Source organism: Mesorhizobium sp. M1322 (assembly GCF_040318085.1).
Taxonomy (GTDB): domain Bacteria; phylum Pseudomonadota; class Alphaproteobacteria; order Rhizobiales; family Rhizobiaceae; genus Mesorhizobium.
Genome location: NZ_JAMYLP010000008.1, coordinates 22,418 through 47,430, shown reverse-complemented (window position 1 = coordinate 47,430; position 25,013 = coordinate 22,418). Strand labels below are relative to the sequence as shown.

Here is a 25,013-nt window from a genome sequence, read left to right as displayed (position 1 = left end):
ACTGCAATATGCTTCCGTTAGCACCCGTACTGAAGGATTTCGCCTTGCCCAGCAGAAAAACCGCCATCATCACCGGTTCCACCTCGGGCATCGGCCTGGCCATCGCCCATGCGCTCGCGGCCGACGGCTGCAATGTCGTCGTCAACTCCTTTTCCGACACTGCCGACGACCGTGCCATCACCGATGCGATCGCCAAACATCACGGCGTGAAGGCCGTCTATATCAAGGCAGACATGTCGAAGCCGGCCGAATGCCGGGCGCTGGTCGCGAAAGCAGCCGAGACATTCGGCTCGGTCGACATCCTGGTCAACAATGCCGGCATCCAGCATGTCGCGCCGGTGGAAGAATTTCCGATCGAGAAATGGGACGCGATCATCGCCATCAATTTGTCGTCGGCCTTCCACACCATCGCCGCCGCGATCCCGCTGATGAAACAAACCGGCGGCGGCAGGATCGTCAACATCGCCTCGGCCCACGGGCTGGTCGCCTCGCCGTTCAAGTCGGCCTATGTCGCGGCCAAACACGGCATCATGGGGCTGACCAAGACGGTCGCCTTGGAACTGGCGCGCGACAAGATCACCTGCAACGCCATCTGCCCCGGCTATGTGCTGACGCCGCTGGTAGAGGCGCAAATCCCCGACCAGATGAAGGCGAACAAGATGGATCGCGACACGGTGGTCCGCGAGGTCATGCTCGAAAAGCAGCCGACCAAGGAATTCGTCACGGTCGAGCAAATTGCCGCTGCCGCGGTGTTCCTGTGCTCGGATGCGGCAGCGCAGATAAACGGCACGCATATTTCGGTCGACGGCGGCTGGACCGCCCAGTGAATTTGGCGTGCGAAACAAATCTGGCCGACAAATCAAGGGCAACGCCATGACGACGAACGGCAAGGTGGAGGAGCCCAAGAAGATCAACGTCGCGCTGCAGGGTGGCGGTTCGCACGGGGCCTTTTCCTGGGGCGTGCTCGACCGATTGCTGGAGGACGGGCGGCTCGACATCGCGGCGGTTTCGGGCACCAGCGCCGGCGCGATGAACGCAGTGGCGCTGGCCGACGGCTTCGTCCGTGGCGGCGTCGAGGGCGCGCGGCGGAAGCTCGACGATTTCTGGCGCGCGGTGGCGCTGAAGGGTCGGTTCAGCCCGGTGCAGCGCATGCCGTGGGACGTGGCCTGGGGCAACTGGTCGATCGAGAACACGCCGGGCTATCTCTTTTTCGACACCATGTCGCGGGTGTTTTCGCCCTATGTCGCCAACCCGCTCGGCCTCAATCCGCTGCGCGACGTGATCGAACAGGAGATCAATTTCGGCAATGTGCGCGCCTGCAAGTCGATGGAGCTGTACATCTCCGCGACCAATGTCGAGACCGGGCAGTTACACGTCTTTTCCGACGGCGAGATCGATCTCGACACGGTGATGGCATCGGCCTGCCTGCCGCAGCTGTTCCGCGCCGTCGAGATCAAGGGCGTGCCCTACTGGGATGGCGGCTATGGCGGCAATCCGGCGCTGTTCCCGTTCTTCAAGTCGGCTGCCGCCGAGGACGTGCTGTTGGTGCAGATCAATCCGGTGGTCCGCGAGGGGACGCCGAAGAGCGCCAACGAAATCCAGAACCGCATCGACGAGATCGCCTTCAACGCCGGGCTGCTGCGCGAATTCCGTTCGATCGCCTTCGTCAAGGAGCTGATCGCCGCAGGCCGGCTGCCGCATGGCGAATACCGCGACATCCGCATGCACCGCATCGATGCCGACGAGGCGTTCAAGGATCTGTCGGCATCGTCCAAGGTCAATGCCGAATGGGCGTTCCTGACCTATCTGCGCGACCTTGGCCGCACCGCCGCCAGCGACTGGCTGGAGGAGAATTACCACGCCGTCGGCAAGCGGCCGACGCTTGATCTCTCAGGCGAACTCGACGACGGCTTCAAGCCGGTGCGTGGTCCAGCACCGGGCCGGCGGGTCAAGGAGTTCCTCGCGGCACGCATGAAGCCCGAGGCAGCGCGTCGCCAAGCCTGAGGCGTTTTGGATTGTCAGCTTTTTTGCAAGGCTAGATCGATCACCTTGATCAGTGCGGCCGCCGCTTGCCGCTGTTCGTCCGGATCGCTGATGCGCGTCTTCATGCCTTCCAGCCCGTCGAGCAGCATGTCGGCCAGCAATTTTGCCGACAAGCCCTTGGCGGCGAGATCTACGCCGTTTCCCACGGCCTCTTCCTCGATCGCCGCGGCGACATGCTCGACAAGGCCGCCGCGCCAGCGTCCTACCAGATCGGCCACACTCGACTTCATGTCGAGGAGTTCGGCGCCATGTGGCGAGGTGACGACGGCGCGCATCATCGAGATCAGCGCTTCGTCGATTGCCCGCGTCATGCGCTCAGCGAAGGTGCCGTCGCCATTAAGCGCCGTTTTCGCCTGCTCGATCGAACGGCCGAGCAGCATCATGGCTATGGCGCGGAAAATATCGGTCTTGTTCTTGAACTGGAGATAAAGCGCCGGCCGCGACATGTCGGCGGCACGCGCAATGTCGTCCATGGTGGTGCGGGCGAAACCATAGGCCAGAAACACCTTCATCGCGCTGTCCAGAATTCGGGCGCGCTTGGGGTCGGTGGCGATGTCCTCGGACTCAATCATGCTGCAACCTTATCCTGTATAAGCTCTGTTGACAAAATGACGGAATTTGTCAATATGTATGAGGAAGAAGTGGCCGAACCGGCCTTTCGCCTTGGGCCGCGGACGACAACAAAGGGTATCCCCATGCGCCTCACCGTCGACGGGCAGGCACTCGACATCAATGCCGATCCCGAAATGCCGCTGCTGTGGGCGCTGCGCGATCTCATGGGCAAGACCGGGCCGAAGTTCGGCTGCGGCATTGCCGCCTGCGGCGCCTGCACGGTGCATGTCGACGGCCAGCCCGTGCGCTCCTGTTCATTGCCGGTCGGTGAGGTCACCGGCACGGTCACCACGATCGAAGGCATCGGCACCGAAGGCAGGCTGCATCCGGTACAGCAGGCATGGCTGGAAGAGCAGGTCGCCCAATGCGGCTACTGCCAGGCCGGCCAAATCATGAGCGCGGTGGCGCTGCTCGACGAGGTTGCCGAGCCGACCGATGCCGACATCGACAATGCCATGGGCGGCAATCTCTGCCGCTGCGGCACCTACCCGAAGATCCGCGCGGCGATCAAGCGGGCGGTCGTCCTCAAGACGGCGGGGATCTGACCATGGCCAGTGTCGCAAAGATCGCCCGCCGCACCTTTCTCATCGGCGCGGCTGCCATCGCGGGCGGTGTCGCCGTCGGCTACTATTACTACCGCAAACCCTATCCGAATCCGCTGGAAGGCGACCTCGCCGCTGATGAAGCGACCTTCAACCCTTTTGTGAAGATCGGCGCCGACAACACCATCACCATCATCGCGCCGCGTGCCGAGATGGGCCAAGGCATCTCAACGACGCTTGCCGCCATGGTTGCCGAAGAGCTCGATGTCGACCTCGGCCAGGTCAAGGTCGAGCACGGCCCGGCCTCCTACGCCTATTACAACTCAGCGATCCTGGAAGAGGGCGGTCCGTTCGCCTTCTTCGACGAAAGCATGACCGCGGAAATAGTGCGCGCCGGCATGGGCGTGGTCGGAAAATTCCTCGCCCTGCAAGGCACCGGCGGCTCGGCCTCGACGCGCGACGGTTTCGACAAGATGCGGCAGGCCGGCGCCGCCGCTCGGCAGATGCTGATTGCAGCGGCCGCGCAAAAACTCGGTATAGCTGCCGCCGATCTGGAAACGGCCAATGGTTCGATCCTGCACAAGGCGTCGGGCAAGTCGCTGACCTACGGCGCTGTCGCCGCGACCGCCGCGACAATGGCGCCGCCCGCGGATATCAGTCTCAAAGACAAAGCCGACTGGAAACTGCTCGGCAAACCGCAAAAACGCATCGACATGCTGGCCAAGGTCACCGGGGCGCCGATCTTCGGCATCGACGTGACGTTGCCGGAGATGCTGTACGGCACGGTCAAGATGAGCCCGCGCTTCTGGGCCAAGCCGGTCAAGGCGGATCTCTCCAACGCCGAGAAAATGCCTGGCGTGATCAAGATCGTGCCGATCGAAACCAATTACGGCCACGGCTTCGGCATCATCGCCGAAAACACCTGGGCGGCGTTCAGGGCGGCGGAGGCGATCGACACCGAATGGACCGATCCCGAATATCCGCTGGACAGCGCCGGCATTTCAGAGGTGCTGAAGCAGGCGCTCGGCACCAAAGGGTCGGTGATGCGCGACGATGGCGATGTCGATACCGCCTTCGCCGACGCGCCGCGAGAAAGGATAGTCGAGGCCGACTATGCCGTGCCTTACCTGGCACATGCGACGATGGAGCCGATGAACGCCACGGCGCGGTTGAAGGACGGCGTCCTCGACATCTGGTGCGGCAACCAGGCGCCGACCTTGGTGCGGCAGCTTTGCGCCAATGCTGTCGGCGTCGAACAGGACAAGGTCAGCGTCCACACCACCTTCATGGGCGGCGGCTTCGGCCGACGTGTCGAGGTGGATTATGCGCTCTGTGCCGCGCTGATGGCGAAAGAAACGGCAGGCCGGCCGATCAAGGTGATCTGGACACGCGAGGAAGACATGCGCCACGACGCCTACCGCCCGGCTTCCGTCGGCAAATTCCAGGCGCGGCTTGGCGAGGACGGCATGCCGGTCGCCATCGACATGACGATTGCCTCGCCATCGCTGATAGCCAGCACCTTGCGCCGGCTGTTTCCCTCGATACCACCGCTCGGCCCCGACAAGTCCATCGTCGACGGAGCCTATGACCAGCCCTACACGATCCCGAACTATCGGGTGACCGGCGTCGCCGCACCCGTCTCCATCCCCGTCGGCTCCTGGCGATCGGTCGGCAGTTCAATCAACGGTTTCTTCCATGAAGGATTTCTGGACGAGATCGCCGTCGCCGGGAAAACCGACCCGGTCGAACTGCGCAAGACGCTGATGGCTGCCTATCCGGCGGCGGTGAAAGTTGTCGAGAAGGTCGCCGAAATGGCGAAATGGGGCGAGGCGCTGCCCGCCGGCAGGGCCAAGGGCATGGCGTTCACGCTGTCCTTCGGCAGTTGGGTCGGCGAGATTGTCCAGGTCGCCGACACGCCATCCGGAATCCGCATTGAGAAGGTATGGATCGCCGCCGATGTCGGCACCGCACTCGATCCCGGCATCATCGAGGCGCAACTCATCTCCGCCGCCATTTATGGCCTGTCGGCGGCGATGGGTCAGGAGATTACTTTCGCCGACGGCATGGTCGAACAGTCGAATTTTCACGACTACGATGCCATGCGCATCTTCCAGTGTCCGGCGTTCGAAGTCGCTATCCTGGAGAATTTTCACAAGATGGGCGGCGTCGGCGAAGTCGGCACACCGCCGGCGGCACCGGCACTGGCCAACGCCATCTTCGCACTGACCGGCAAGCGCATTCGGACACTGCCCTTGTCGAAGGAGGTGACCTTTGCATGAAATATTCCCATCATGCTGACAGCTGCTGCCATGCTGTTTCGATGGCGCCTCCCGAGCGGCAGAGGAAAGCCTAAGGCACGGCAACGATGACGGTTGATGCACCCAAGGGCTTGTCCGAGGGACGCGGTCTAGCGGTTACTTTCGCATCCGCGCTGCGCCGACCGCCATGTGGCAGACGGAACGGCTGCGCTGATCCGGCGCGCGTCATGGCGGCGGGCGCATCCTGCCCAGCGAAGTATTACCCATCAACTTTTCTGACTATATTGCGGTGCAACTTTGATGTAGAAGCTCGTTCGCCGATCACGGCAAGTTGAACACGGCCTTGCGCGCACCCATATCGGCGACGCGCCGAGTTAGAAGACGCGGCCTGGCCGAACCCCGCGCACTGGAAAAACGACGATGCCGAAATACAGGTTTCACAAGCTTGCAGCTATTGTTGTGCTTGTCGGGTTCGCTGCATGGATGGTAACGGGCGAGTTCTCGTCCGTCGGCAGCGCGGCCGCCGACAACGAACCCAAGGCGGGGGAGGCAGAGCAGCCAAAGGCGGCTGACGCCGGCAAGGCGAAGCCCGCTGAAGCAGAGCAGCCCAAGGCGCCGTTGCGCACCGTCGCGATCATAACTCCGCCTAGGCGTACCTATGCGCGCGCTATTCGCATTTCCGGACTGACCGAAGCCGACAAGCGCGCGGTCCTGGCGACCCGCGTCGCCGGCGTCATCAACAAGCTGCCGGTCAAGCAGGGACAGCGCGTCAAGACCGGCGACCTTGTGCTGATGCTCGCAGCCGAGGAAAAGCTTTCGGCGGTCAGCAACGCCAAGCAGCTTCTGGTTCAGCGTCAGGCCGAACTCGATGCAGCATTGCGGCTGATGAAGACCGGCAATCTGCCCAAGCTGCAGCTCGATACGGCCCGCTCCAACCTGACGCTGGCCCAGTCGCACCTGGAAGCCGCGCAGGCCGAGCTTGATCGCAACGAGGTGAAGGCGCCCTTCGACGGCGTCATCGACCGGGTGCCGGTGGAGCTTGGCAGTTCGGTGATGCAGGGCGGCGAAGTGGCGACCATTCTGAGCCTCGATCCGGTGATCGCCCGCGGCGAGGTCAGCGAACGGGATCTCGGCTATCTGAAGATCGGCGACAAGGCGAATGTACGGTTGGTCAGCGGCCAGAATGTCGAGGGCACCGTGCGCTATATCAGCCGCGACGCCTCGTCCGCCACCCGCACCTTCCGCGTCGAGATCGCAATCCCCAACCCCGAGGGCACTATTCCGGCCGGGATGACCGCCGAGATCGCGCTGAGCGCACAGCCGACCGACGCCGTCATGCTGCCGCGCTCCGTGGTGACGCTCGGCGACAAGGGCGACCTTGGCATCCGCGCCGTCGACAAGGACGACAAGGTCGTGTTCTTCCCGATCGATCTGGTAGACGACACGCCAACCGGCCTGGTGCTTGGCGGCATCCCTGCCGATGCGCGCATCATCGTCGCCGGCCAGGAACTGGTGAAGGAAGGCGAAGCGGTCAAGCCGGTCGAGGCCGATCAGGCGACCATCCAGAAGCTGTTGGGCGAAGCGACGGCCGGGACGCAGTAATCATGGATATCGTCAAACTCGCAATCAACAATGCCCGGCTGACCATTTCGGTCCTGGTCTTCCTCATCCTGGCGGGTGCGGTCGCCTACCAGTCGACGCCGAAGGAAGCGGAACCCGACGTTCCGATTCCGATGATGTATGTCAGCCTGATCTATCAGGGCATCTCGCCCGAGGATTCGGAGCGCCTTCTGCTGCGGCCGATGGAAGCCAAGCTGAAGAGCCTCAAGGGTCTCAAGGAGATGCGCTCGGCCGCCTTCCAGGGCGGCGGTTATGTGCTGGTCGAATTCCACCCGCAGACGGATCTGGCGACGGCGTTGCAGGACACGCGCAGCAAGGTCCAGGATGGCAAGGCCGACCTGCCTCAGGCAGCTGAGGAGCCTGTAGTCTCCGAAGTCAACGTCTCCGAATTCCCCGTCCTTGTCGTGACGCTGTCGGGCGAAGTGCCCGAGCGCATGCTCACGGCGGCCGCGCGCGAGTTGCGGGACCGCATCGAGGAAGTGCCGGGCGTGCTGGAAGGCGCGCTGCAAGGTGCGCGCGACGATCTCGTCGAAGTCGTCATCGATCCGATGAAACTGTCTTCCTACGGGCTGCAGCTCGACCAGCTGATCGGTGCGGTCGGCGATTCCAACAGTCTTGTCGCCGCCGGCAACATCGAAGGGTCCGAAGGCAAATACGCGGTCAAGGTGCCATCGCTGATCGAAACGCCGGAGGACGTGGCGGCGCTTCCGATCGTCGCCGGCCCCAATGCCGTGGTGCAGGCCAAGGATATCGCCACCGTCCGCTCCACCTTTAAGGACGCCGAGACTGTGACCCGTCTCGACGGCAAGCCGGCAATCGCCATCGAGGTGAAGAAGCGCATCGGCTCCAACCTGATCGACACGATCGCCCAGGTGAGGACCGTGTCCGATGCCTTCATAAAGACCATGCCGGAAGGCATGCACGTCACCTACACGCAGGACAAGTCGGTCTTCGTCAACCAGTTGCTCGGCGATCTGCAGAACCACGTCATGATCGCCGTGATCCTGGTGTTCATCGTCATTCTCTATGCACTGTCGGGCCGTGCCTCGCTGCTGATCGGACTGGCCATTCCATCGTCCTTCCTGATCGGCATCCTGCTGTTGGCCATGATGGGCTACATGATCAACATGATCGTGCTGTTCAGCCTCATCCTGGCGGTCGGCATGCTCGTCGACGATGCCATCATCGTCACCGAATTCGCCGAGCGACGGATGAGCGAAGGCATGCCGAAGGCACAGGCTTTCGAGCTTGCCGCCAAGCGCATGGCCGGTCCGGTCATCGCGGCGACGATGACGCGCATCGCCGCCTTTTCGCCGCTGCTGTTCTGGCCGGGCATCATCGGCGACTTTATGAAATACATGCCAATCACGCTGATCGTCACGCTCTCGGCCTCGATGCTTTACGCACTGGTCTTTGCGCCGGCGCTGGGCGCCTTGTTCGCCAAGGCGCCGCCGCATCACGAGAATGACAACCGCGACGGCTGGTACATGGCCGTGGTCAAGCAGGCGGTGCGCTTTCCCATCACCGTGCTTCTGCTCACCGTCGGCCTTTTGTTCGGTGTCGGTTTTGCCTATTCGAAATATGGCGCCGGCGTCGAGTTTTTCCCGAATGTCGAGCCTGACTACGGCCTGCTCTATGTGCACGCCCGCGGCAACCTTTCGCTCGCCGAAATGGATGCTGCCACGAAGACCGCGGAAAACCGGCTTCTCGGCTGGCCAGGGGTGAAATCGGTCTATACCCGTGTCGGCAAGACGCAAGGCGGCGGCCAGGACATTCCTGAAGACGTGGTCGGTGTGATCCAGTACGAGTTCGTCGACTGGCGCGAGCGCAAATCGGCGAACGCGATCCTGGACGAACTGCGCGGCGTCATGGCCGGCATTCCCGGCGTTGACGTCGAGGTTCGCGTGCCCGAGGCCGGCCCGCCCACCGGCAAGCCGATCCAGATCAGGCTTTCGGCCGTCGACCCGAAAGGTCTCGACGACAAGGCGCGCGCCGTCGCCGCGCGCATTGCCAAGGTGCCAGGCGTCATCGACATTTCCGACGGCCTGCCCCCGCCCGGCGTCGACTGGGCGCTCGACGTTGATCGCGCCAAGGCGGCGCAATACGGCATCAGCCCGACCTCTGTCGGAACGGTAGTGCAACTGGTGACGAACGGGCTGAAGCTCAGTGAATACCGGCCAGCCGGTGCTGACGACGCCGTCGACATCAGGCTGCGACTGCCCGAGGACCGGCGCACGCTGTCGACACTCGACGACCTCAGGGTGCAGACTTCGCAAGGGTCGGTGCCGATCTCGAATTTCGTCGTTCGCAAGCCCGAGCCGACTGTCGGCATCCTCAACCGCATCGACGGCGCGCGCACGGTGGTCGTCCAGGCCAATGTCGCCGCCGGCGAGCAAGTCGCTTCTGTCCAGCAGCAGGTCACCCAGGCGGTCACCGATATGGAGCTCGGCAGCGGCATACGCTGGAAGCTTGCCGGCTCTAACGAAGATAGCGCCGAGGCCAGCGCCTTCCTCAGCAAAGCCTTCGGTGCCGCGATCTTCCTGATTTTCCTCGTGCTTCTGATGCAGTTCAACAAATTCACCAGCGTCTGGCTGGTGCTGTCCTGCGTGGTTATGGCGACGGTCGGTGTGTTCCTGGGATTGCTGTTGACTGGAGAGGCGTTCGGCATCGTCATGTCGGGCATCGGCGTCATCGCGCTGGCCGGTGTGGTGGTGAACAACAACATCGTGCTGATCGACACCTATGACCGGCTGCGCGAAGAAGGCTGGGATAAGATGGACGCGGTTCTGCAGACCTGCCGTGAACGTGCCCGCCCGGTCGTCCTGACCGCGGTGTCGGCGATCCTCGGCGTGCTGCCGATCGCTTTCGGCCTCGGTCTCGAAATCTTCCATCACGAGACGACGATCAACGCGCCGTCGACGCAATGGTGGATTTCACTGTCGTCGGCGATCGTCTTCGGCCTGTCCTTCGCCACCTTGCTGACGCTGGTGGTGACACCGTCGATGCTGATGGTGTTCACGCGTAGTAAGAACAGCCGCTTCTATGCATTCTTCCGTCGGGTGTTCCGACGCGGCAAGACAGTCGGTGCGACTGTAGAGACTTCCGCAAGACCGGGCTCGCTTGACGAGCCGGCGATCGCCTTCCCGAAGGCCGCCGAATAGGCCAACTTTGCTTGGAGCGCCGCGCGTATTCTGAACGCGCAAAGAAAAGGCCGCCGGGAACAACCCAGCGGCCTTTTGCATTGTCTGTCATGCAACACCTCAAAGCGGGGAGTTTCCCATGACGCTCAGCACCATTCTCGTTATCATTTTGATCCTCATTTTGATCGGCGCGGTGCCGGCATGGCCTCATTCGCGTGCTTGGGGTTATGGTCCCTCCGGCATCGTCGGCGTCATCCTGATCGTCCTCTTGGTGTTGCTGCTGATGGGCAGGATTTGACCCGGAGTTTTGGTGCGCACGAATGCTACAGCGCTGCGCGTCCTTTTGGACTCACAGCGCTGTAGCATTTGATTTTGCGCATGGTCCTTTCCGAGCCTTCGGTTCGGATCATGCGTTGGGTAATGGCCGCTCTCCGTTTCAGGCAGCTTTCGAAACGCCATCAATCGTGGCCACACCGATATCATCGAGGGCTTCTGCCACCGCCCTATCCAGCGGCGTATGCGGGATCGTGCCGATTATGCCTTCCAGCCTTGCCGAGACGAGCTGGTGTGGCTCGAAGCGGAGATAGGACATCGAGACGAACTCGCGCCACATCGCCACGAAACCGGCTGCCGGCGCGCAGCACCCACCACGGCATCGACGTGAGTTTCAGCGTGCGCCCGAGCGCCTGTTCCGCGGCCGCCTTGATCTCCAGATCGGTAACGGCGTGGCCGGGAAAGTTCAGCGCCTCGTAGGCGCCGAGCTTGTTGAGATTCTCAGTCAGTGACCGGCGGGGCCGTCCGCGCGAGCCCGGCGATCTTGCCGGCCACGACCTGATCGGCCTCGACCGCAGCGATGAGATCATTCGCGGCTTTGCCCAGTTCGGCGTCCCGCTCACCCGCAATGCCTTCCGTTTCAGGACCGACAACCAAATCGTGATGTGGGAAGCGGTGCGGGCGGGAAACGGCATCGGCTTTGGCCAGGAACCGCTGGCTGACCGCGATCCGCTGGTGGAGACAGTGCTGCCGGGCCTCGCGCTGCCGACGCTGCCGGTATGGCTGGCCATGCACCGCGACGTGCGCACCAGCGTGCGCATTCGCCGTGTCGCGGATTTCCTCTATGAGGAGTTGAAGCGCTATTCGGCCGGTGCTGCGTCGGGGGCGAATTCGGCGCGGTGAGCGAGCCCGGCCATCAAAAATACGACGACCAGCAGCCCCGACAAAGCGACGAAGATCGGACTGAAGCTCGAATGCTCGGCGATGAAGCCGATCGCCGACGGCGCCACCAGAATGCCGGAATAGCCCATCGTGGTGACGACGCTCATACCGGTGCCGGACGACATGCCTTCCTGGTTGCCGCCGGCAGAAAACAGGATCGGCACCATATTGGCGATGCCGAAGCCGCAAAAGGCAAAAGCTGAGATGGCGAGCCAGGGCGAGGGCGCCAGCCCAGCCACCAGCATGCCGGCGGCGGCGACGAGGGCCGAGACCCGCAGCGTCGTTACCGCACCGAAACGGTTGCGGACGCCGTCGCCAACGAAGCGCATGACGGCCATGACGCCGGAAAAAGCGGCATAGGCCAAACCAGCTATGGCGAGGTCGGTGCCGAGTTCCTGTTGCAGGTAAAGCGCCGCCCAGTCGAGCACCGCACCCTCGGAGATCATCGTCATCAGCGCCATCAGCCCGACCAGATAGACCAGCGGATTTCCAGGCAGCGCGAATTTGCGATGTCCGGTAATCCCTGATGATCCTTGGGGCGGCTTGCCCTCGGCGATCAGGTATCGAACTGCCACCGCGATCATGGCAAAGGCAAGAGCCGTTACCACCGCCGCATGGGCGAGATGGCCGTAATTCTGGATGGCGAACCCGCCGAGCGCGCCGCCGGCGAAACCGCCAAGGCTCCAGAAGCCGTGCGAGGACGACATGATGGCGCGGGACAACCGCCGTTCCACCGTGACCGCATTGGCGTTCATGGCGACATCCATGCCGCCGATCGAAGCGCCGAAGATGAACATGGCGATGGCCGCCAGCGGCACGTTGGGGGCAAGCGCCACAACCAGCAGGCCGAAGCTGCCGATGAGACCGAACCAGCGCAGCACGGTGCGCGAACCATGCCTGGAAATCAAGTGGCCGCACCAGGTCATGGCTGTGACCGCACCGGCGCCGAACAGCAGGATCAGCAGGCCGAGCGTAAACTTGCTGATATCCAGCCGGGTCAGAACCACCGGGATCTGCGGCGCCCAGGCGCCGGTCAGAAAGCCATTGGCCAGGAAAATGACCGCCACGGCCCATCGTCCACGAATTGCGGTTTGCATGACGCTTGGCGTGTCCATCGTCTAGAATCCGATGCGAAAATGGCTTCGCGCGGCAAATTAGATCGATTCAATCCTCAGTCAAGCGCTCGTTCTTGGAAGTGCTTGGGCCAAGCGACTCGCTCGAACCCGAGGTTGATGAGAGCCGATCGGGACAGGGCTTTTTGTTCGACCATGATCTTATCCGAAAACCGGATTCCACTTTTCGGGATCGTGGTCTTAGTGATCCCTGGGGCGTCTTGCCTCGAACTCCGCCTTCTTCGCATCGGAGGCCTCGGTCTGGTTGAGCGCCTGCCATTCGGCATAGGCCATGCCATAGATAATCTCGCGCGACTGGTCCTTGCTGAGATCGACGCCCTCGGCCTCCGCGGCGTCGCGATACCAGTTGGAGAGGCAGTTGCGGCAGAAGCCGGCGAGGTTCATCAGGTCGATGTTCTGCACGTCCGTGCGTTCGCGCAGATGCGCGACCAGCCGGCGGAAGGCGGCGGCTTCGAAATCGCGTTTCTGTTCCTCGCTGAGTTCGGTCATCAAAAACTCCTTAGAGCGGCCCGGTGCGCGAGCCGAATCGTCTGACCTGATGTATATCGGGACGGCGGTTGATTGCGTCAATGATCGGCGCGAGCCGTTCGGCCCAGGCGACCGCATCCTTCCGATCGGCAATCAGGTCCTGACGGATTTCGATCAGCGCATGGGCAAAGCCGTTGACGATGGCATGCCTGGACATGGTGTCGCCGCGCAATGCGCCGTCATAGGGCTCGTTGTCGCCGACGATAAGGCTTTTGTCCTCGGCGAGCATGTCGATCAGCGGTCGCGCCACCCGGTCGTCGCGATCCCACAAGACTCCAACATGCCAAGGGCGCACGAATCCCTGCATGAACGGGGTGAAGGAATGTACCGAAAAGATGAAGGGGGCGCTTGAGGAAGCCTGCGCCACCGATGCGATCATGGCGCCGATGGCATCGTGATAGGGCCGATAGAAGCGGTCGAGCCGCCTTTCACGTTCTTTCAAGGCAAGTGGATAATTCCCCGAAATGACGGTGCCGTCATAGAGTTGGCGGATTAGCGTCGGATCGTCGTCGCCGCGATTGGGATCGATCAGAAGTCGCGAAAAGTTGGCGAGTACCGCCGGCACGCCGAGCAAAGCCGCCAGTTCGCGCGTCACCGTCTCGACACCGATGTCGTAGGCGATATGGCGGTCGAATTCCGCCGCCGGCAAGCCGAGGCTGCCATACTCTTCCGGCAAGTCGCGACGGGCGTGATCGGCCAAAAGCACGATGCCTCGCTTGCGGTCGCCTTCGACGATGTCGAAAGGCGCGAAAACTGTGGATCGGGTCATTGGCGGGAAATGGTCTGTTCGCTGGCTTCCAGGGAGGATGGTATCGTCTTTCCACGAAGAGGACGACTACGCAATGCCGTCGTTTGGCCACGGTTTCTGCGGAAATCTGGCAGAAGGCGACAGATCGTGCGCGAAGCCTTTCTAAATCGATTGGAATTGAGCAAAAGGGCGCGTTGACATGCGCCCGGACTTTTCCGAAAAGGGGCGTTGAGAGATGCAAATGTGGTTCTTGAGGGATTTCAGGATGGGTTCCGCCGGCAGGCCGCGCGTGCGCTATGCCTTCGCCATGCCGCTCCTGACCCTTGCTGTAGGCCTCGCCGCGATGCTTGCTGCCTCGCCGGCGCATGCCGATTTCCGTGTCTGCAACGCCACGCAGAACCTTGTCGGCGTCGGCATCGGCTATCGCGCCAAGGCCGGCTGGATCACCGAAGGCTGGTGGCACATCGAAGGATCGAGCTGCAAGACGCTGATTGAAGGGCCGCTGTCATCAAGATTTTACTATCTTTATGCAGAAGACGCCGAGCGCGGCGGGCGCTGGGATGGCCCGATCAACATGTGCGTGGCCGAAAAAGAGTTCAAGATCGCCGGCGTTACCGATTGCGTCGCCCGGGGCTTCCAGCGCGCCGGATTCCAGGAATATGACACGGGCGAGCAGGCAAGCTGGATGGTCCAGCTGACCGATGACCCCGCAACGGGGGGCGTTCCAGCCGCCCCGGGAACAAATAGTCAATGAGACGCAGCCGCAAGGTCAAGATACTCGCCACCATCGGTCCGGCCTCCTCCTCCGAGGACATGCTGAAGAAGCTCTTCGAAGCCGGCGCCGACGTGTTTCGCATCAATATGAGCCACACCGATCATGAATTGATGCACACACTTGTCGGTCGCATCCGCGCTGTCGAGAAAGCAGTCGGCCGGCCGATCGGTATTCTCGCCGACTTGCAGGGGCCCAAGCTGCGCGTTGGCAAATTCGCCAGCGGCAAGGAGGCGCTGACACTCGGCCAGACTTTCACACTCGACGACAGTCCCGAGCCCGGCAATTCGACCAGGGTCTATTTGCCCCACCCCGAAATCCTGAGGTCGGTCGAGGCCGGTCACCGTCTTTTGATCGACGACGGCAAGCTCGAGCTGAAGGCGGTGAAGAGCGACGGCAAGGCGATCGTCTGCACCGTGGTGGCCGGCAGCAGCATCTCCGACAAGAAGGGCGTCAGCCTGCCCGACACCGACCTGCCGGTCGGCGCGCTGACCGAAAAGGACCGCAGGGACCTCGATGCGGTGCTGGCCACCGGCGTCGACTGGGTAGCGCTGTCGTTCGTGCAGCGGCCGGAGGATTTGGCGGAAGCGCGCAAGATCGCGCGCGGCCGGGCGCTCATCATGGCCAAGATCGAAAAGCCGCAGGCCGTCGCCCGGCTGGCCGAGATCATCGAACTTTCGGATGCACTGATGGTTGCCCGCGGCGATCTCGGCGTCGAAATGCCGCTCGAAGCCGTGCCCGGTATCCAGAAGCAGATCACCCGCGCCGCGCGCCGCGCCGGCAAGCCGGTGGTGATCGCCACGCAGATGCTGGAATCGATGATCACCGCGCCGGTGCCGACCCGCGCCGAGGTGTCGGACGTCTCGATCGCCGTGTTCGAAGGCGCCGACGCCATCATGCTCTCGGCGGAGTCCGCGGCCGGAGCCTACCCGGTCGAGGCGGTAGCGATGATGAACCGCATCGCCAGCAAGGTCGAAACCGACCCGACCTATGCCGGCATCATCAATGCGCAGCGCTCGGAGCCGGAAGCGACCGGCGCCGACGCCATCTCGCTCGCCGCCCGCGAAATCGCCGAGACGCTGAAACTGTCGGCGATCATCAGCTATACGGCGTCGGGCACGACCGGCCTGCGCGCCGCGCGCGAGCGGCCGCAGGTGCCGATCGTGGCGCTGTCGCCGATCGTCAACACGGCGCGGCGGCTGTCGCTTTTGTGGGGCACGCATTGTGTCGTCTCGCCCGACGCCATCGACCTCGACGACATGGTCGACCGCGCCTGCCGCATCGCTTTGGACGAAGGGTTCGGCAAGCCGGGCGACCGGGTCATCATCACGGCCGGCGTGCCGCTGAGGACGCCGGGCTCCACCAACATGCTGCGCATCGCCTATGTCGGGTCGGACGTGCAGGCCCGCCGCTAGGCCGCTCACACTGGGCGGATTCGCGGCAGGGAGATCCTGTTCTCCGTGTAGCGACCATTGGAGGCCACATGAGATCATGCGGGCGTCTGGACCCGCACGTCGAGGGTCATCAAGCCCGGCTCGAATACCTCTACGCGGTCTTCAGGGATCCGACCGCGCTCGTCGCCTGGCTGCCGCCGGCTGAAATGACGGGCGTCATCCACGAATTCGACGCGCTTCGGCGAGGTTGCTCTAAATCGGCGCGAGTTCGGCTTCCGGCGCTTTGATGTCGGCGCATTTGCCGGCGCCGTAGGTGTCGCCGGCAATCCTGACTTCCACGGCCTTGGCCATTGCCTGAAGATCCACGTCCCTGCCGGCGACCTTTTCGATCGCACCGACAACGAGATCGGGTGCTATCCAGTCCGGCTTGTGGCCGAGATTGCGGACCCAGACCAGTTCGGCCCCGGCGATATCGCGGACAAGGCCGACCGAATGGATCGTTGCATAGACCACCTTGTCGCGGTCGCCCGAGATGACCACAGTCGGCGCCTTGATATCGCGGTAGTGCGGTGCGGCATCGAGCGTGTAGCGATAAAGCCCGGCGACATCGGTGGCGTTGGCACGAAAGGCGTTCGGCCGAAGCACCAGCGGGATCGCGACCGCGGCGACATAGAAGTCCGGCACCTTGTTGGGGGCAAAGACGCAGGCGGTGGCGGCATTCATCTGCAGCGTTCCCGACGGATAGGTCAGCGTTTCGGAAAAAAGCCGGCCGACGATCGGAATGGTCGTCAAATTGTAGTACCAGGCGGTCGCGCCGCCCGGCCAGGGATGGGTGGCAGGCGCCATGAACACGAGGCCGAGCGTCTTGTCGGGATGCTCGCGGCCGAAGGCGGTGGTCACCGAGCCGCCGAAGGAATGGCCGGCGATGATGGCTTTCCTGATGCCGAGATGGTCCATCAGCGCTGCGATGGTGCTGGCCTGTGCCGATGGGGTCTCGTTGTTGCGGGGGCCGCGCGCCGACCAGCCTGCACCCGGGCGGTCGAAGAACAGCATCTCGGCACGGCCTTCCAGCAAGGGCCTCAACGGCAGCATCTGATCCCTGAGATTGGCGCTGGCGCCGTGGATAAAGACAATCGGCGGCAGTTCGGCGTTTTCCCGCGCCGGAACGTGAACGTAGTGGATGCGGGCACCGTTAATATCCGCGAAGTTGCCGATCGGCGGATTGCGGCGCTCGATCAGCCATGAACCGGCGCGGGTGACACCTGCAAGGGTGAACACAAGCGCCAGGAGGAAGGCGAGCGCGGCGTAGATCGGGTTCATGGAGAGAGGTACGGACCGGAGCGAAATTAGTTCACAGTCTAGCTAAAAAGACTTTCACTCAAGTGGAATTGTCCGCCAACCTCATATCCCTTCGCCGGCAAGTTCTTCCGAAAGCGTACCGACCTGATCCTGGGCGCTGCGCATCATCGGGTAGATGCTGAGCACGCGCTGCCAGGCTTCCAGCGCCGACTGCTTGTGGCCGGTTACCGCCATAATCTGCGCCAGCCCGGACAGCGCGCCAAAATGGCGCGGCTCGAGCTGCAGCGTGCGGTCGATGTCCGACATCGATTTCCCAAAGTTATTCATCATGAAATGTACGGTGGCGCGCCGGTTCCAGCCTTCCGCATAGGCCGGTTGCAATGTCACCACCTGGTCGAGGAAGTCGAGCGCCACGTCGAATTTCTTGTCTTCGGTAGCCTTTTGTGACCATTGCATCATCAGGTCGATCGAGGCGCTGCCCGATTGCGACCACTCGTGCGAGATGCGCGCGGCGATGCGCTCGGCAGCTTTTTCATTGCGCTGGCGCTTCAGGTCGACAAACAGCTGGTCGAGCCTTGCTTCCCTGGTCGTGGGGACCGGAGGGGTGACCGGGTCTTCCGCTCGAGCCGGAAGCGGGGCGAAACCGAAAAGAAAAAGCGCCGCGAAGAATGCAAAAAGAATCCGCATGACCGGAATCTAACCCCGGACAGCGGATCGTCAAATTGAATTTAGCGTGAGAGGCCGTCAGGCCGGCAAAATTACATCATGCAGGCGCGGAGGCAGGCGCCCCCACGCGAAAGACTCAGCCCTGGCGCGCCTTGTAGCGCGGAGCGGTCTTGTTGATGATGTAAACGCGGCCCTTGCGGCGAACCAGCTGGTTGTCGCGGTGACGCGCCTTGAGCGCCTTGAGCGAATTCTTGATCTTCATGGTCTTGCCCGTCGGTCTGGGCCCGGTCTTGGGCCGAATTATTAAGGCGCGCTCGGAAAGCGCGCCTCTCAACTTGTGCGTGGCTCATAAACGAGGAGCCTTGTCCGTGTCAACCGCAAGCGTGCTTCATGGACGAAGCTAGTGTGGCGGATTTGAGTTTCTGCCATCGACGGCGTTACAGCGACGCCGTCCAATAGCCCTCAACGGTGACGGCTCATTCGCGTAAAATGGCCCATCTTGCGGCCGGGACGCGCTTCGGCCTTGCCGTAGAGATGCAGCATCAGATCGGGCTCGGCGAGCAGGGTCGGGACGCGCAAGACATCGTCGCCGATCAGGTTCTCCATGACGCAGTCGAAATGGCGGCCGGGATTTCCCAGCGGCAGGCCGGCGACGGCGCGAATGTGCTGTTCGAACTGCGAGACGATGCAGGCGACTTCCGTCCAGTGGCCGGAATTGTGAACGCGCGGCGCGATCTCATTGGCCAGCAGCGCGCCGTCGGCAAGGACAAAGAACTCGATGCCGATGACGCCGACATAGTCGAGTGCGGCAAGTATTTCTGCTGCTGCCGCTTGCGCCGAAACCGCTGTTTCGGACGTTATTCCAGCCGGCAGGGTCGAGCTGTGCAGGATGCCGTCGCGGTGGACGTTTTCTGCCGGATCGTAGGCGGCGAGCGAACCGTCCATGCCGCGCGCAGCGATCACCGAAATCTCGCGTTCGAAGGCGACGAAGGATTCGAGGATCAACGGCACGTTGCCCATCGCCTCGCAGGTGCCGGCAAAGCCGCCCGTTTCCATGTTGCGGAAGACGCGCTGGCCCTTGCCGTCATAGCCCATGCGCCGCGTCTTCAATATGCCGCTGCCGTCGAACTTTTTCAGCGCCGCCGTCAATTCGTCGTCATTGTCGACGGGACAGAAATCCGCCGTGGGAACGCCGATGCCGTTGAGGAATTTCTTCTCCGCCACCCGGTCCTGCGCGACTTCCAGCGCGCGCGCCGGCGGATAGCCCGGAACCGTGACGGCAAGCGCGCTGGCAGCCATGACCGGCACGTTCTCGAACTCATAGGTGACGACGGCGCTGACTGCAGCCAGTTCGGCGAGCGCAGCCGTGTCGTCATAGGCGGCGGCGATCTGTTGGTTGGCGACCTGTGCCGCCGGGCAATCCGGCTGTGGCTCCAGCACGACCGTGCGGTAGCCGAGGCGGGCGGCGGCCATGGCCAGCATGCGGCCGAGCTGGCCGCCGCCGATGATGCCGATGGTCGATCCGGCAGGCAGGCTCATGGCGTGTCCGTGGGCTCTGCGGCGACCTTGGCGGTCTGGGCAGCGCGCCAGGCATCGAGCCGGGCGGCGAGCTTTTCGTCGGTCAGCGCCAGCACTGCCGCGGCCAGAAGGGCGGCATTTGTGGCGCCCGCCTTGCCGATGGCCAGCGTGCCGACCGGAATGCCGGCCGGCATCTGGACGATGGAGAGCAGCGAGTCCTGTCCGGAAAGCGCCTTCGATTCTACCGGTACGCCAAAAACGGGAAGCGGCGTCATCGCCGCCGTCATGCCGGGCAGGTGCGCCGCACCGCCAGCGCCGGCGATGATCACCCGAAAACCGGCCGCCTTGGCGCCCTTGGCGAAGTCATAGAGCCGGTCGGGAGTGCGATGAGCCGAAACGATCAGCCGCTTATGTGGGATGCCCAGCGCCTCCAGCGTTTCGGCGGCGTGGCGCATCGTCGCCCAGTCGGACTGGCTGCCCATGATAATGGCGACGTCGGCGCGTTGATCGGTCAAGGTGTGGCTCCGCGACGGCAAAGGCGCGCATTAGCGGAATTCGTGGAGAGCCGCAAGGATGCGATGCCTTTGCGCAGCATTCGGGCGCACGGCGCCATCGTTACCTAATCCGGCCAGCGCAAAGCGCCGGCGCTATCCTTCCGTGCCGATTTCATGGCATCCGCCGGGCGGTCACTTGCGCTCAACACTGCCCTCAGGCGCTCGGCGACGATCTCCGCCTCACCGGGATGCAGGTTGCAAGGGTCGAGGAAGAAGTGACCGCGCTCGACCTCGTGGTTGCGCACGATAATGGGAGGCGAACCTGCCGCCAGCGCCGAGGCAAGGCCGGCGGCGGTGAACCTGCTTTCGGGCGTAACAAGCACCTGCAGGCGGTCAAGCGGATTGGCGGTCGGGTCGGGAATGATATGCGCGGCGATGCCGGGCAGGCCCTGCAATGCGTCCTCCCACAGATGCAAAGCCGCTTCCTCCCGCTTGCGGATGCCAGCGTGATCGCGACGCTCCCAGGCCTCCAGCGCGGCCATGGTGCCAGCGATGCTCTCCTTGCCGACCTTCATGGCCCGCGCAACGCCACGATTCTGGAGATACGCGGCCCGCACCAGATCCTTGCGCCCGGTGACGATGCCGCTTGTCGGTCCTGAGAGAAATTTGTGTCCGCTGTAGACGACGATGTCGGCGCCACGTGCGAGAAAGCCGCGCAAATCGTATTCCGAGGCCGCGTCGACGACCACCGGGATACCCTTGGCGTGGCAGATCTCGCAGAACTCTTCGAGCGAGAGCATGCCGTATTGCACCGTGTGATGCGCAACGACGTAGAGGCCCGCCGCGGTGCGGTCGCGGATCGCCTCGCGGACATGATAATCCTGCGTCACGCTGACCGTGCCGGCGGGTATTGTCTTTGCCCCGGCCAACCGGATCGACTGGTCGATAGGCGCGCCGTAATTGACGATGTGGCCGAGCTGGACGATGACCTCCGACTTGAGGCCCTCGGTGTCGTCGGGCAGCCGCTCGATCGCGAGAAGGTTGGTGCCGGTCATTGTGCCGGCAATCGCCATGGTGATGCCGCTGGCGCAACAAGCCGTGACGAAGCCGGCCTCGCCCCCTGTGAGGCGCGCGACGACCGTGCTTGCGGCGCGCTGCAGATCGTCCATCTCCACCCACTGCGACGCGATTTCCGACATTGCGGCGATCGCTTCCGGGACGATGATCGAGGCGCCGAGCGCCGTCATCGTGCCGGAAACGTTGATGATCGGGCGAAGGCCCAGCCGTTCGCGAATTGTCGTGTTGGAGCCGTTTTCGGAATAGGTTTTCATCTCTAGAGATCCCTTGGTAGACGTCAGGCAGCGATCTCGACGACCGCCTCGATTTCCACGGTGATGTTTCCCGGCAAGGAGCCGACACCGATCGCCGAACGGGCGTGCCCGCCGATATTATCAAAGACAGCGGCGAAAAGATCGGAGCAGCCGTTGACCACCTTCGGATGGTCGCTGAAGGTCGGGACGGCGTTGACGAAGCCAAGCAGCTTGACGACGCGCACGATGCGGCCGAGGTCGCCTGCCGCGGCATGCATGACGGCGAGCAGGTTCAGGCCGGTGAGACGGGCATGCTTATAGGCCTCTTCAACCGTGACGTCCTCGCCCACCTTGCCGGTGCAAAGCGTGCCGTCGGCGCGCAACGGCCCCTGGCCGGAAAGGAAGATCAGCCGTCCGCTCTCGGCGTGGGTGACGAAGTTGGCGATCGGCGTCGGCGGGTCGGGCAGCGTCAGGCCCAATTCGGCGAGCCGGATGTAAGGCGTCATGAAAAAGGCTCCTTGCGACAGCTTTCGCCGTCATGTCAGAAATGTGAGGCACGAAACCGCGCCAGGAAGTTGCGGAGACGCTCGTTTTCGATCTCCGCGCCCAGAATCTCGGCAGGCGGGCCTGCGGCGCTGACGCCGCCATCCGCCATGAAGACGATGCGGCTTGAGGCGTCGCGCGCAAAGGCCATCTCGTGCGTGACCATCACCATCGTCATGCCGTCCTCGGCCAGGCTGCGCACGACCTCGAGCACCTCGCCGACGAGTTCCGGATCGAGCGCGGAGGTTATCTCGTCGAGAAGCAGGATTTTCGGCTCCATCGCCACCGCACGGGCAATGCCGACGCGCTGCTGCTGGCCGCCGGAAAGCTCGGCCGGCAGGCTGTCGGCCTTGTGGGCGAGGCCGACCCGGCCGAGCCAGTGCTCGGCAATGGCACGGGCCTCGGTGCTGCTCTTGCCGCGCACCTTGCGCAGGCCAAGCATGATGTTGCCGGCCGCCGTCAGATGCGGAAACAGATTGAAACTCTGGAACACCATTCCGGTCTCGGCGCGCATCTTCGCCAGGTCGCGCTCGCTGCGGCGCTGGCGTGTTCCCGTCTCGCGGAAGCCGACCTCCCTGCCGTCGATGCGGATGGAGCCGCTGTCGTAGCTCTCCAGAAAGTTGACGCAGCGCAGCAGCGTGGTCTTGCCGCTGCCGGAAGGCCCGATGACAGTCACCACCTCGCCGCGCGTCACCTGCAGGCTGACGGAGCGCAGGACCGCGACGGATCCGAAGGATTTGGAAACCTCGGAGACATCGAGAAGCGCCGGATTGGCGGGCGTGGCGATGGGCATCTTGCTATTCCCGGATGAAGGAGAAACGCCGCTCCAACCGTCGGCTGGCCAGGGAGAGGGCGTAATTGACGGCGAAGTAGATGACCGCGCCGAGGATGTAGAGCGGCATTGCTTCGTAGGTGCGACCGATGACCTGGTTGATGGCGTGCATCAGGTCGGTGATGCCGAGCAGCGAGACCAGCGCGCTGCCCTTCACCGCATCGGTGACGCCATTGATCCATGGCGGCAGGAAACGCCTGAACGCTTGCGGGAAGATGACGTAAGCCAGTCGTTGGCGAAAGGTCAGCCCGATCGCCATCGCCGCTTCGGATTGCCCCTTCGGTATGGAACTGACCGCACCGCGCAGATACTCGATGACCTGCGCCGTCTTGAACAGGGTGAGCGCCAGCACGGCTGCCCAGAAGGATTCCAGATGGAGGCCGACGGCAGGCAGGCCGTAATAGACGAAAAAGATGAGCACCAGGATCGGAATGCCGCGAATGGTATCGCTGAAAATGCGCACTGCCCAGCGCAGCGGAGCCGGGCCGTAGACAAGGCCGACGCCCATCATCACGCCGGCGACGAGCGACAACACCACGACCAGCAGCGACACCCACAGCGTCACCGCAAAACCCTGGGCCAGGAAGGGCAAGGCATAGGCGATCTGGCCAAGCATCCTAGTGCGCTGCCCTGAATCGGCGCTCGACAAGCCGAAGTGCATAAAGAAGCGCGTAGCCGGTCAAGAGGTACATCGCCGTCACCACAAGATAGACCTCGACGATGCGGAAGGTGTTGAAGTTGATCCACTGGGCGCCGTAGGTGAGTTCCGGCACCGAAATGACCGACGCAACGGACGTGTCCTTGAATAGCGATAGAAACGTGTTGGAAAGCGCGGGCAGCGTTATCCGCAGCATCGTCGGCAGGCGCACATGGACCAGCCTTTGCCAGGGCGTCAGGCCGATCGCCTTGCCGGCGTCGATTTGTCCGCGCGGAACCGCTTCGAGGCCCGAGCGGAACACCTCGACCAGATAGGCGCCGCTATAGAGCGACAGCGTGGCAATGAATGAGGTCTGCGCACTGTAGGCGATGTCGACCACCGTCGGCAGGCCGTAGAAGACGAGATAGACGAGCAGGATCAGTGGCACGTTGCGGATGAACTCGACATAGGCGGCGATGACGGTCCGCACCGCACGCCCGGCCGACACGTACCAGACCGCCAGAAGCAGCCCGATGACGATGCCGATCGCGATGGAGATCACGGCCAGCTCGAGGCTGAGCAGCAGCCCGCCCCAAAGCTTGTCGAAATGCCGCCAGATGAGATTGAAGTTTAGGGTATAGCCCATGTGTCCCTGTCATATCGAGGGCTGTCGACAAGAAGGAGGCGGAAGGGCGCGGCCCTCCCGCCGGCTTGCATCAGATGACCGGGAAGCCGGGATGGCGCGCCGGCGGCTCCTGTCCGAAATAGTCCTTGAATGCAGCGTCATAGAGCGCCGTCTCATGGCCGAACATGGCGGTGGTGAAGGTCGTGTTGACGAAGGTCAGCCAGTCGAGGTCGCCTTGCCGAAGTGCGGCGCCGTAAAGCATCGAGAACCAGCTCTTGCCGGCATCGAAGTATTTGTCCGGATTACGCGAGGCGAGCCAGCGGACCGTCGACAGATCGACGGCGGCGCCGTCGACGCGCTTCGATTCCAGTGCCTGCAGCACGTTGGCCTGCGTGTCTATCTGCATCACCTGCGCCTCCGGCAGGACGATTCGCACATTTGTCTCGGCATCGACGTTCTGCAGGATGGAAATCCGCGTCGCCGAACCGCCGGCAAGCAGCTTGTCGAAGGTCTTGTTTTCGGCGTTCGGAAGGGTCAGCAAGGCGATGCCTTCGACGTAATAGGGCCGGGAGAAGTGGATCAGCTGTGAGCGCTGGGCGGTCATGGTCATGAACTGGATCGAGATGTCGACCTTGTTGGTGGTTACGTTCGGAATGCGCTGTGCCGGATCCTGCATGACGAACTCGATCTTGGTCGTATCGTCGAAAAGCCCCTTGGCAAGAATGCGCCCCATGGTGATGTCCATGCCGACCAGTTCGCCGGCATCGTTTTCGAAGTGCCAGGGCGCGTTGGTGCTGCCGGTGCCGACGATCACCTTGCCGCGGTCGAGAACAGTGCGCAGCAGACTGTCCGGTGCAGCTTGCGCTGCCGCCTTCTGAACATCGACCGTTGCTGCTGCGCCCACCACTCCGGCCGTTGCAAGCCCGGCCATTCCCAGTTTCAAAAATTCACGTCTTTTGGATGTGTCGTTCACGGCGACCTCCTTCGTGTTGTGTGTTCCCCTTTGCCGATACATGCGTCGATGATCTGCTGGATTGTCTCTTACAAAAGACACATGTATCCTGTACAAGACAGATACTAACAT

The 25,013-nt window shown here is 63.0% G+C and carries 24 protein-coding genes and 2 pseudogenes; 10 read left to right on the top strand and 16 right to left on the bottom strand.

From position 1 onward, the window contains the following. Positions 1 to 44: 44 nt before the first annotated feature. Both NKH12_RS05120 and NKH12_RS05115 read left to right on the top strand, forming a co-directional pair. Positions 45 to 827 carry a 3-hydroxybutyrate dehydrogenase gene (locus NKH12_RS05120; RefSeq protein WP_502910757.1) on the top strand — a complete coding sequence of 261 codons (783 nt, stop codon included), beginning with the start codon at positions 45 to 47 and terminating at the stop codon, positions 825 to 827. A 46-nt stretch (positions 828 to 873) separates the two neighbouring features. Beyond that, positions 874 to 2,004: a patatin-like phospholipase family protein gene (locus NKH12_RS05115; protein ID WP_352952125.1), complete on the top strand. Its 1,131-nt coding sequence runs from the start codon at positions 874 to 876 to the stop codon at positions 2,002 to 2,004. Positions 2,005 to 2,018: 14 nt separating this feature from the next. Here the strand turns inward: NKH12_RS05115 and NKH12_RS05110 are convergent, their stop codons facing one another. Continuing rightward, a complete protein-coding gene (locus NKH12_RS05110; protein ID WP_352952124.1) occupies positions 2,019 to 2,615 on the bottom strand; it encodes a TetR/AcrR family transcriptional regulator in 597 nt (198 codons plus the stop codon). Between the two features lie 123 nt (positions 2,616 to 2,738). Here NKH12_RS05110 and NKH12_RS05105 point away from each other — a divergent pair, with 123 nt between their 5' ends. The 5 genes from NKH12_RS05105 to NKH12_RS05085 all read left to right on the top strand — a co-directional run bounded on the left by NKH12_RS05105 (position 2,739) and on the right by NKH12_RS05085 (position 10,513). Beyond that, on the top strand, positions 2,739 to 3,200 hold the full coding sequence (locus tag NKH12_RS05105; RefSeq protein ID WP_352952123.1) for a (2Fe-2S)-binding protein: 462 nt from the start codon (positions 2,739 to 2,741) through the stop codon (positions 3,198 to 3,200). Positions 3,201 to 3,202: 2 nt separating this feature from the next. Next, positions 3,203 to 5,476 carry a xanthine dehydrogenase family protein molybdopterin-binding subunit gene (locus tag NKH12_RS05100; protein ID WP_352952122.1) on the top strand — a complete coding sequence of 758 codons (2,274 nt, stop codon included), beginning with the start codon at positions 3,203 to 3,205 and terminating at the stop codon, positions 5,474 to 5,476. Between the two features lie 399 nt (positions 5,477 to 5,875). Continuing rightward, a complete protein-coding gene (locus NKH12_RS05095; RefSeq protein WP_352952121.1) occupies positions 5,876 to 7,057 on the top strand; it encodes an efflux RND transporter periplasmic adaptor subunit in 1,182 nt (393 codons plus the stop codon). Positions 7,058 to 7,059: 2 nt separating this feature from the next. After that, positions 7,060 to 10,236: an efflux RND transporter permease subunit gene (locus NKH12_RS05090; protein WP_352952120.1), complete on the top strand. Its 3,177-nt coding sequence runs from the start codon at positions 7,060 to 7,062 to the stop codon at positions 10,234 to 10,236. A 118-nt stretch (positions 10,237 to 10,354) separates the two neighbouring features. Then, positions 10,355 to 10,513: a DUF3309 family protein gene (locus NKH12_RS05085; protein WP_352952119.1), complete on the top strand. Its 159-nt coding sequence runs from the start codon at positions 10,355 to 10,357 to the stop codon at positions 10,511 to 10,513. A gap of 138 nt (positions 10,514 to 10,651) precedes the next feature. Here NKH12_RS05085 and NKH12_RS05080 read toward each other — a convergent pair. Then, positions 10,652 to 11,000 (bottom strand): annotated as a pseudogene (locus tag NKH12_RS05080) (oxidoreductase); the annotation flags it as partial. On the opposite strand from NKH12_RS05080, the pseudogene NKH12_RS05075 reads away from it, so the two are divergent. Then, positions 10,990 to 11,391 (top strand): annotated as a pseudogene (locus tag NKH12_RS05075) (LysR substrate-binding domain-containing protein); the annotation flags it as partial. The pseudogenes NKH12_RS05080 and NKH12_RS05075 sit on opposite strands and share 11 nt — an antisense overlap. Here the strand turns inward: NKH12_RS05075 and NKH12_RS05070 are convergent. The 3 genes from NKH12_RS05070 to NKH12_RS05060 all read right to left on the bottom strand — a co-directional run bounded on the left by NKH12_RS05070 (position 11,349) and on the right by NKH12_RS05060 (position 13,860). Beyond that, entirely contained in the window at positions 11,349 to 12,545 is a 1,197-nt protein-coding gene (locus tag NKH12_RS05070; RefSeq protein ID WP_352952118.1) for an MFS transporter, read from the bottom strand. The pseudogene NKH12_RS05075 and the gene NKH12_RS05070 sit on opposite strands and share 43 nt — an antisense overlap. Positions 12,546 to 12,743: 198 nt before the next feature. Then, positions 12,744 to 13,052, bottom strand: a complete 309-nt coding sequence (locus NKH12_RS05065) for a DUF1244 domain-containing protein (protein WP_352952117.1) — start codon at positions 13,050 to 13,052, stop codon at positions 12,744 to 12,746. Positions 13,053 to 13,062: 10 nt separating this feature from the next. Beyond that, a complete protein-coding gene (locus NKH12_RS05060) occupies positions 13,063 to 13,860 on the bottom strand; it encodes an N-formylglutamate amidohydrolase (protein WP_352952116.1) in 798 nt (265 codons plus the stop codon). A 286-nt stretch (positions 13,861 to 14,146) separates the two neighbouring features. Here NKH12_RS05060 and NKH12_RS05055 point away from each other — a divergent pair, with 286 nt between their 5' ends. Together NKH12_RS05055 and pyk are read left to right on the top strand one after the other, a co-directional pair. Next, positions 14,147 to 14,593, top strand: coding sequence for a DUF1036 domain-containing protein (locus NKH12_RS05055; RefSeq protein WP_352952182.1), 447 nt, complete (start codon positions 14,147 to 14,149; stop codon positions 14,591 to 14,593). Further along, positions 14,590 to 16,026, top strand: a complete 1,437-nt coding sequence (gene pyk / locus NKH12_RS05050; protein WP_352952115.1) for a pyruvate kinase — start codon at positions 14,590 to 14,592, stop codon at positions 16,024 to 16,026. The genes NKH12_RS05055 and pyk overlap by 4 nt, the downstream gene beginning before the upstream one ends. 231 nt (positions 16,027 to 16,257) lie before the next feature. On the opposite strand, the gene NKH12_RS05045 is transcribed toward pyk, so the two are convergent. From NKH12_RS05045 to NKH12_RS04995, 11 genes are all read right to left on the bottom strand, one after another. Continuing rightward, a complete protein-coding gene (locus tag NKH12_RS05045; protein ID WP_352952113.1) occupies positions 16,258 to 17,325 on the bottom strand; it encodes an alpha/beta fold hydrolase in 1,068 nt (355 codons plus the stop codon). Between the two features lie 81 nt (positions 17,326 to 17,406). Continuing rightward, the gene (locus NKH12_RS05040) at positions 17,407 to 17,991 is read right to left on the bottom strand and encodes a tetratricopeptide repeat protein (RefSeq protein ID WP_352952112.1); all 585 of its coding nucleotides are present in this window, start codon (positions 17,989 to 17,991) and stop codon (positions 17,407 to 17,409) included. A 115-nt stretch (positions 17,992 to 18,106) separates the two neighbouring features. Next, on the bottom strand, positions 18,107 to 18,232 hold the full coding sequence (gene ykgO / locus NKH12_RS05035; protein ID WP_006327841.1) for a type B 50S ribosomal protein L36: 126 nt from the start codon (positions 18,230 to 18,232) through the stop codon (positions 18,107 to 18,109). A 200-nt stretch (positions 18,233 to 18,432) separates the two neighbouring features. Continuing rightward, positions 18,433 to 19,509 carry a 5-(carboxyamino)imidazole ribonucleotide synthase gene (locus NKH12_RS05030; RefSeq protein ID WP_352952111.1) on the bottom strand — a complete coding sequence of 359 codons (1,077 nt, stop codon included), beginning with the start codon at positions 19,507 to 19,509 and terminating at the stop codon, positions 18,433 to 18,435. Next, a complete protein-coding gene (gene purE / locus NKH12_RS05025; protein WP_352952110.1) occupies positions 19,506 to 20,003 on the bottom strand; it encodes a 5-(carboxyamino)imidazole ribonucleotide mutase in 498 nt (165 codons plus the stop codon). The genes NKH12_RS05030 and purE overlap by 4 nt, the downstream gene beginning before the upstream one ends. Before the next feature lie 104 nt (positions 20,004 to 20,107). Then, positions 20,108 to 21,313: an aminotransferase class V-fold PLP-dependent enzyme gene (locus tag NKH12_RS05020; protein WP_352952109.1), complete on the bottom strand. Its 1,206-nt coding sequence runs from the start codon at positions 21,311 to 21,313 to the stop codon at positions 20,108 to 20,110. A gap of 23 nt (positions 21,314 to 21,336) precedes the next feature. Continuing rightward, a complete protein-coding gene (locus tag NKH12_RS05015) occupies positions 21,337 to 21,798 on the bottom strand; it encodes a RidA family protein (RefSeq protein ID WP_352952108.1) in 462 nt (153 codons plus the stop codon). Positions 21,799 to 21,833: 35 nt separating this feature from the next. Further along, on the bottom strand, positions 21,834 to 22,628 hold the full coding sequence (locus NKH12_RS05010; RefSeq protein WP_352952107.1) for an amino acid ABC transporter ATP-binding protein: 795 nt from the start codon (positions 22,626 to 22,628) through the stop codon (positions 21,834 to 21,836). 4 nt (positions 22,629 to 22,632) lie between these two features. Further along, positions 22,633 to 23,283 carry an amino acid ABC transporter permease gene (locus tag NKH12_RS05005; RefSeq protein WP_352952106.1) on the bottom strand — a complete coding sequence of 217 codons (651 nt, stop codon included), beginning with the start codon at positions 23,281 to 23,283 and terminating at the stop codon, positions 22,633 to 22,635. A gap of 1 nt (position 23,284) precedes the next feature. After that, entirely contained in the window at positions 23,285 to 23,950 is a 666-nt protein-coding gene (locus tag NKH12_RS05000; RefSeq protein ID WP_352952105.1) for an amino acid ABC transporter permease, read from the bottom strand. Between the two features lie 70 nt (positions 23,951 to 24,020). Further along, complete coding sequence (locus NKH12_RS04995) at positions 24,021 to 24,902, bottom strand: transporter substrate-binding protein (RefSeq protein ID WP_352952104.1); 882 nt, start codon at positions 24,900 to 24,902, stop codon at positions 24,021 to 24,023. Positions 24,903 to 25,013: the final 111 nt, after the last annotated feature.

Bases quoted from the DNA above. Each gene is read 5' to 3' on its own strand.
- NKH12_RS05060 (WP_352952116.1), bottom strand. From the start codon at position 13,860: ATGACCCGATCCACAGTTTTCGCGCCTTTCGACATCGTCGAAGGCGAC.
- NKH12_RS05110 (WP_352952124.1), bottom strand. From the start codon at position 2,615: ATGATTGAGTCCGAGGACATCGCCACCGACCCCAAGCGCGCCCGAATT.
- NKH12_RS05030 (WP_352952111.1), bottom strand. From the start codon at position 19,509: ATGAGCCTGCCTGCCGGATCGACCATCGGCATCATCGGCGGCGGCCAG.
- NKH12_RS05010 (WP_352952107.1), bottom strand. From the start codon at position 22,628: ATGCCCATCGCCACGCCCGCCAATCCGGCGCTTCTCGATGTCTCCGAG.
- NKH12_RS05000 (WP_352952105.1), bottom strand. From the start codon at position 23,950: ATGGGCTATACCCTAAACTTCAATCTCATCTGGCGGCATTTCGACAAG.
- NKH12_RS05090 (WP_352952120.1), top strand. From the start codon at position 7,060: ATGGATATCGTCAAACTCGCAATCAACAATGCCCGGCTGACCATTTCG.
- NKH12_RS05095 (WP_352952121.1), top strand. From the start codon at position 5,876: ATGCCGAAATACAGGTTTCACAAGCTTGCAGCTATTGTTGTGCTTGTC.
- NKH12_RS05115 (WP_352952125.1), top strand. From the start codon at position 874: ATGACGACGAACGGCAAGGTGGAGGAGCCCAAGAAGATCAACGTCGCG.
- NKH12_RS05005 (WP_352952106.1), bottom strand. From the start codon at position 23,283: ATGCTTGGCCAGATCGCCTATGCCTTGCCCTTCCTGGCCCAGGGTTTT.
- NKH12_RS05055 (WP_352952182.1), top strand. From the start codon at position 14,147: ATGCCGCTCCTGACCCTTGCTGTAGGCCTCGCCGCGATGCTTGCTGCC.
- NKH12_RS05040 (WP_352952112.1), bottom strand. From the start codon at position 17,991: ATGCGGATTCTTTTTGCATTCTTCGCGGCGCTTTTTCTTTTCGGTTTC.
- NKH12_RS05085 (WP_352952119.1), top strand. From the start codon at position 10,355: ATGACGCTCAGCACCATTCTCGTTATCATTTTGATCCTCATTTTGATC.
- NKH12_RS05045 (WP_352952113.1), bottom strand. From the start codon at position 17,325: ATGAACCCGATCTACGCCGCGCTCGCCTTCCTCCTGGCGCTTGTGTTC.
- NKH12_RS05020 (WP_352952109.1), bottom strand. From the start codon at position 21,313: ATGAAAACCTATTCCGAAAACGGCTCCAACACGACAATTCGCGAACGG.
- NKH12_RS05100 (WP_352952122.1), top strand. From the start codon at position 3,203: ATGGCCAGTGTCGCAAAGATCGCCCGCCGCACCTTTCTCATCGGCGCG.
- ykgO (WP_006327841.1), bottom strand. From the start codon at position 18,232: ATGAAGATCAAGAATTCGCTCAAGGCGCTCAAGGCGCGTCACCGCGAC.
- NKH12_RS05105 (WP_352952123.1), top strand. From the start codon at position 2,739: ATGCGCCTCACCGTCGACGGGCAGGCACTCGACATCAATGCCGATCCC.
- pyk (WP_352952115.1), top strand. From the start codon at position 14,590: ATGAGACGCAGCCGCAAGGTCAAGATACTCGCCACCATCGGTCCGGCC.
- NKH12_RS05015 (WP_352952108.1), bottom strand. From the start codon at position 21,798: ATGACGCCTTACATCCGGCTCGCCGAATTGGGCCTGACGCTGCCCGAC.
- NKH12_RS05065 (WP_352952117.1), bottom strand. From the start codon at position 13,052: ATGACCGAACTCAGCGAGGAACAGAAACGCGATTTCGAAGCCGCCGCC.
- NKH12_RS05070 (WP_352952118.1), bottom strand. From the start codon at position 12,545: ATGGACACGCCAAGCGTCATGCAAACCGCAATTCGTGGACGATGGGCC.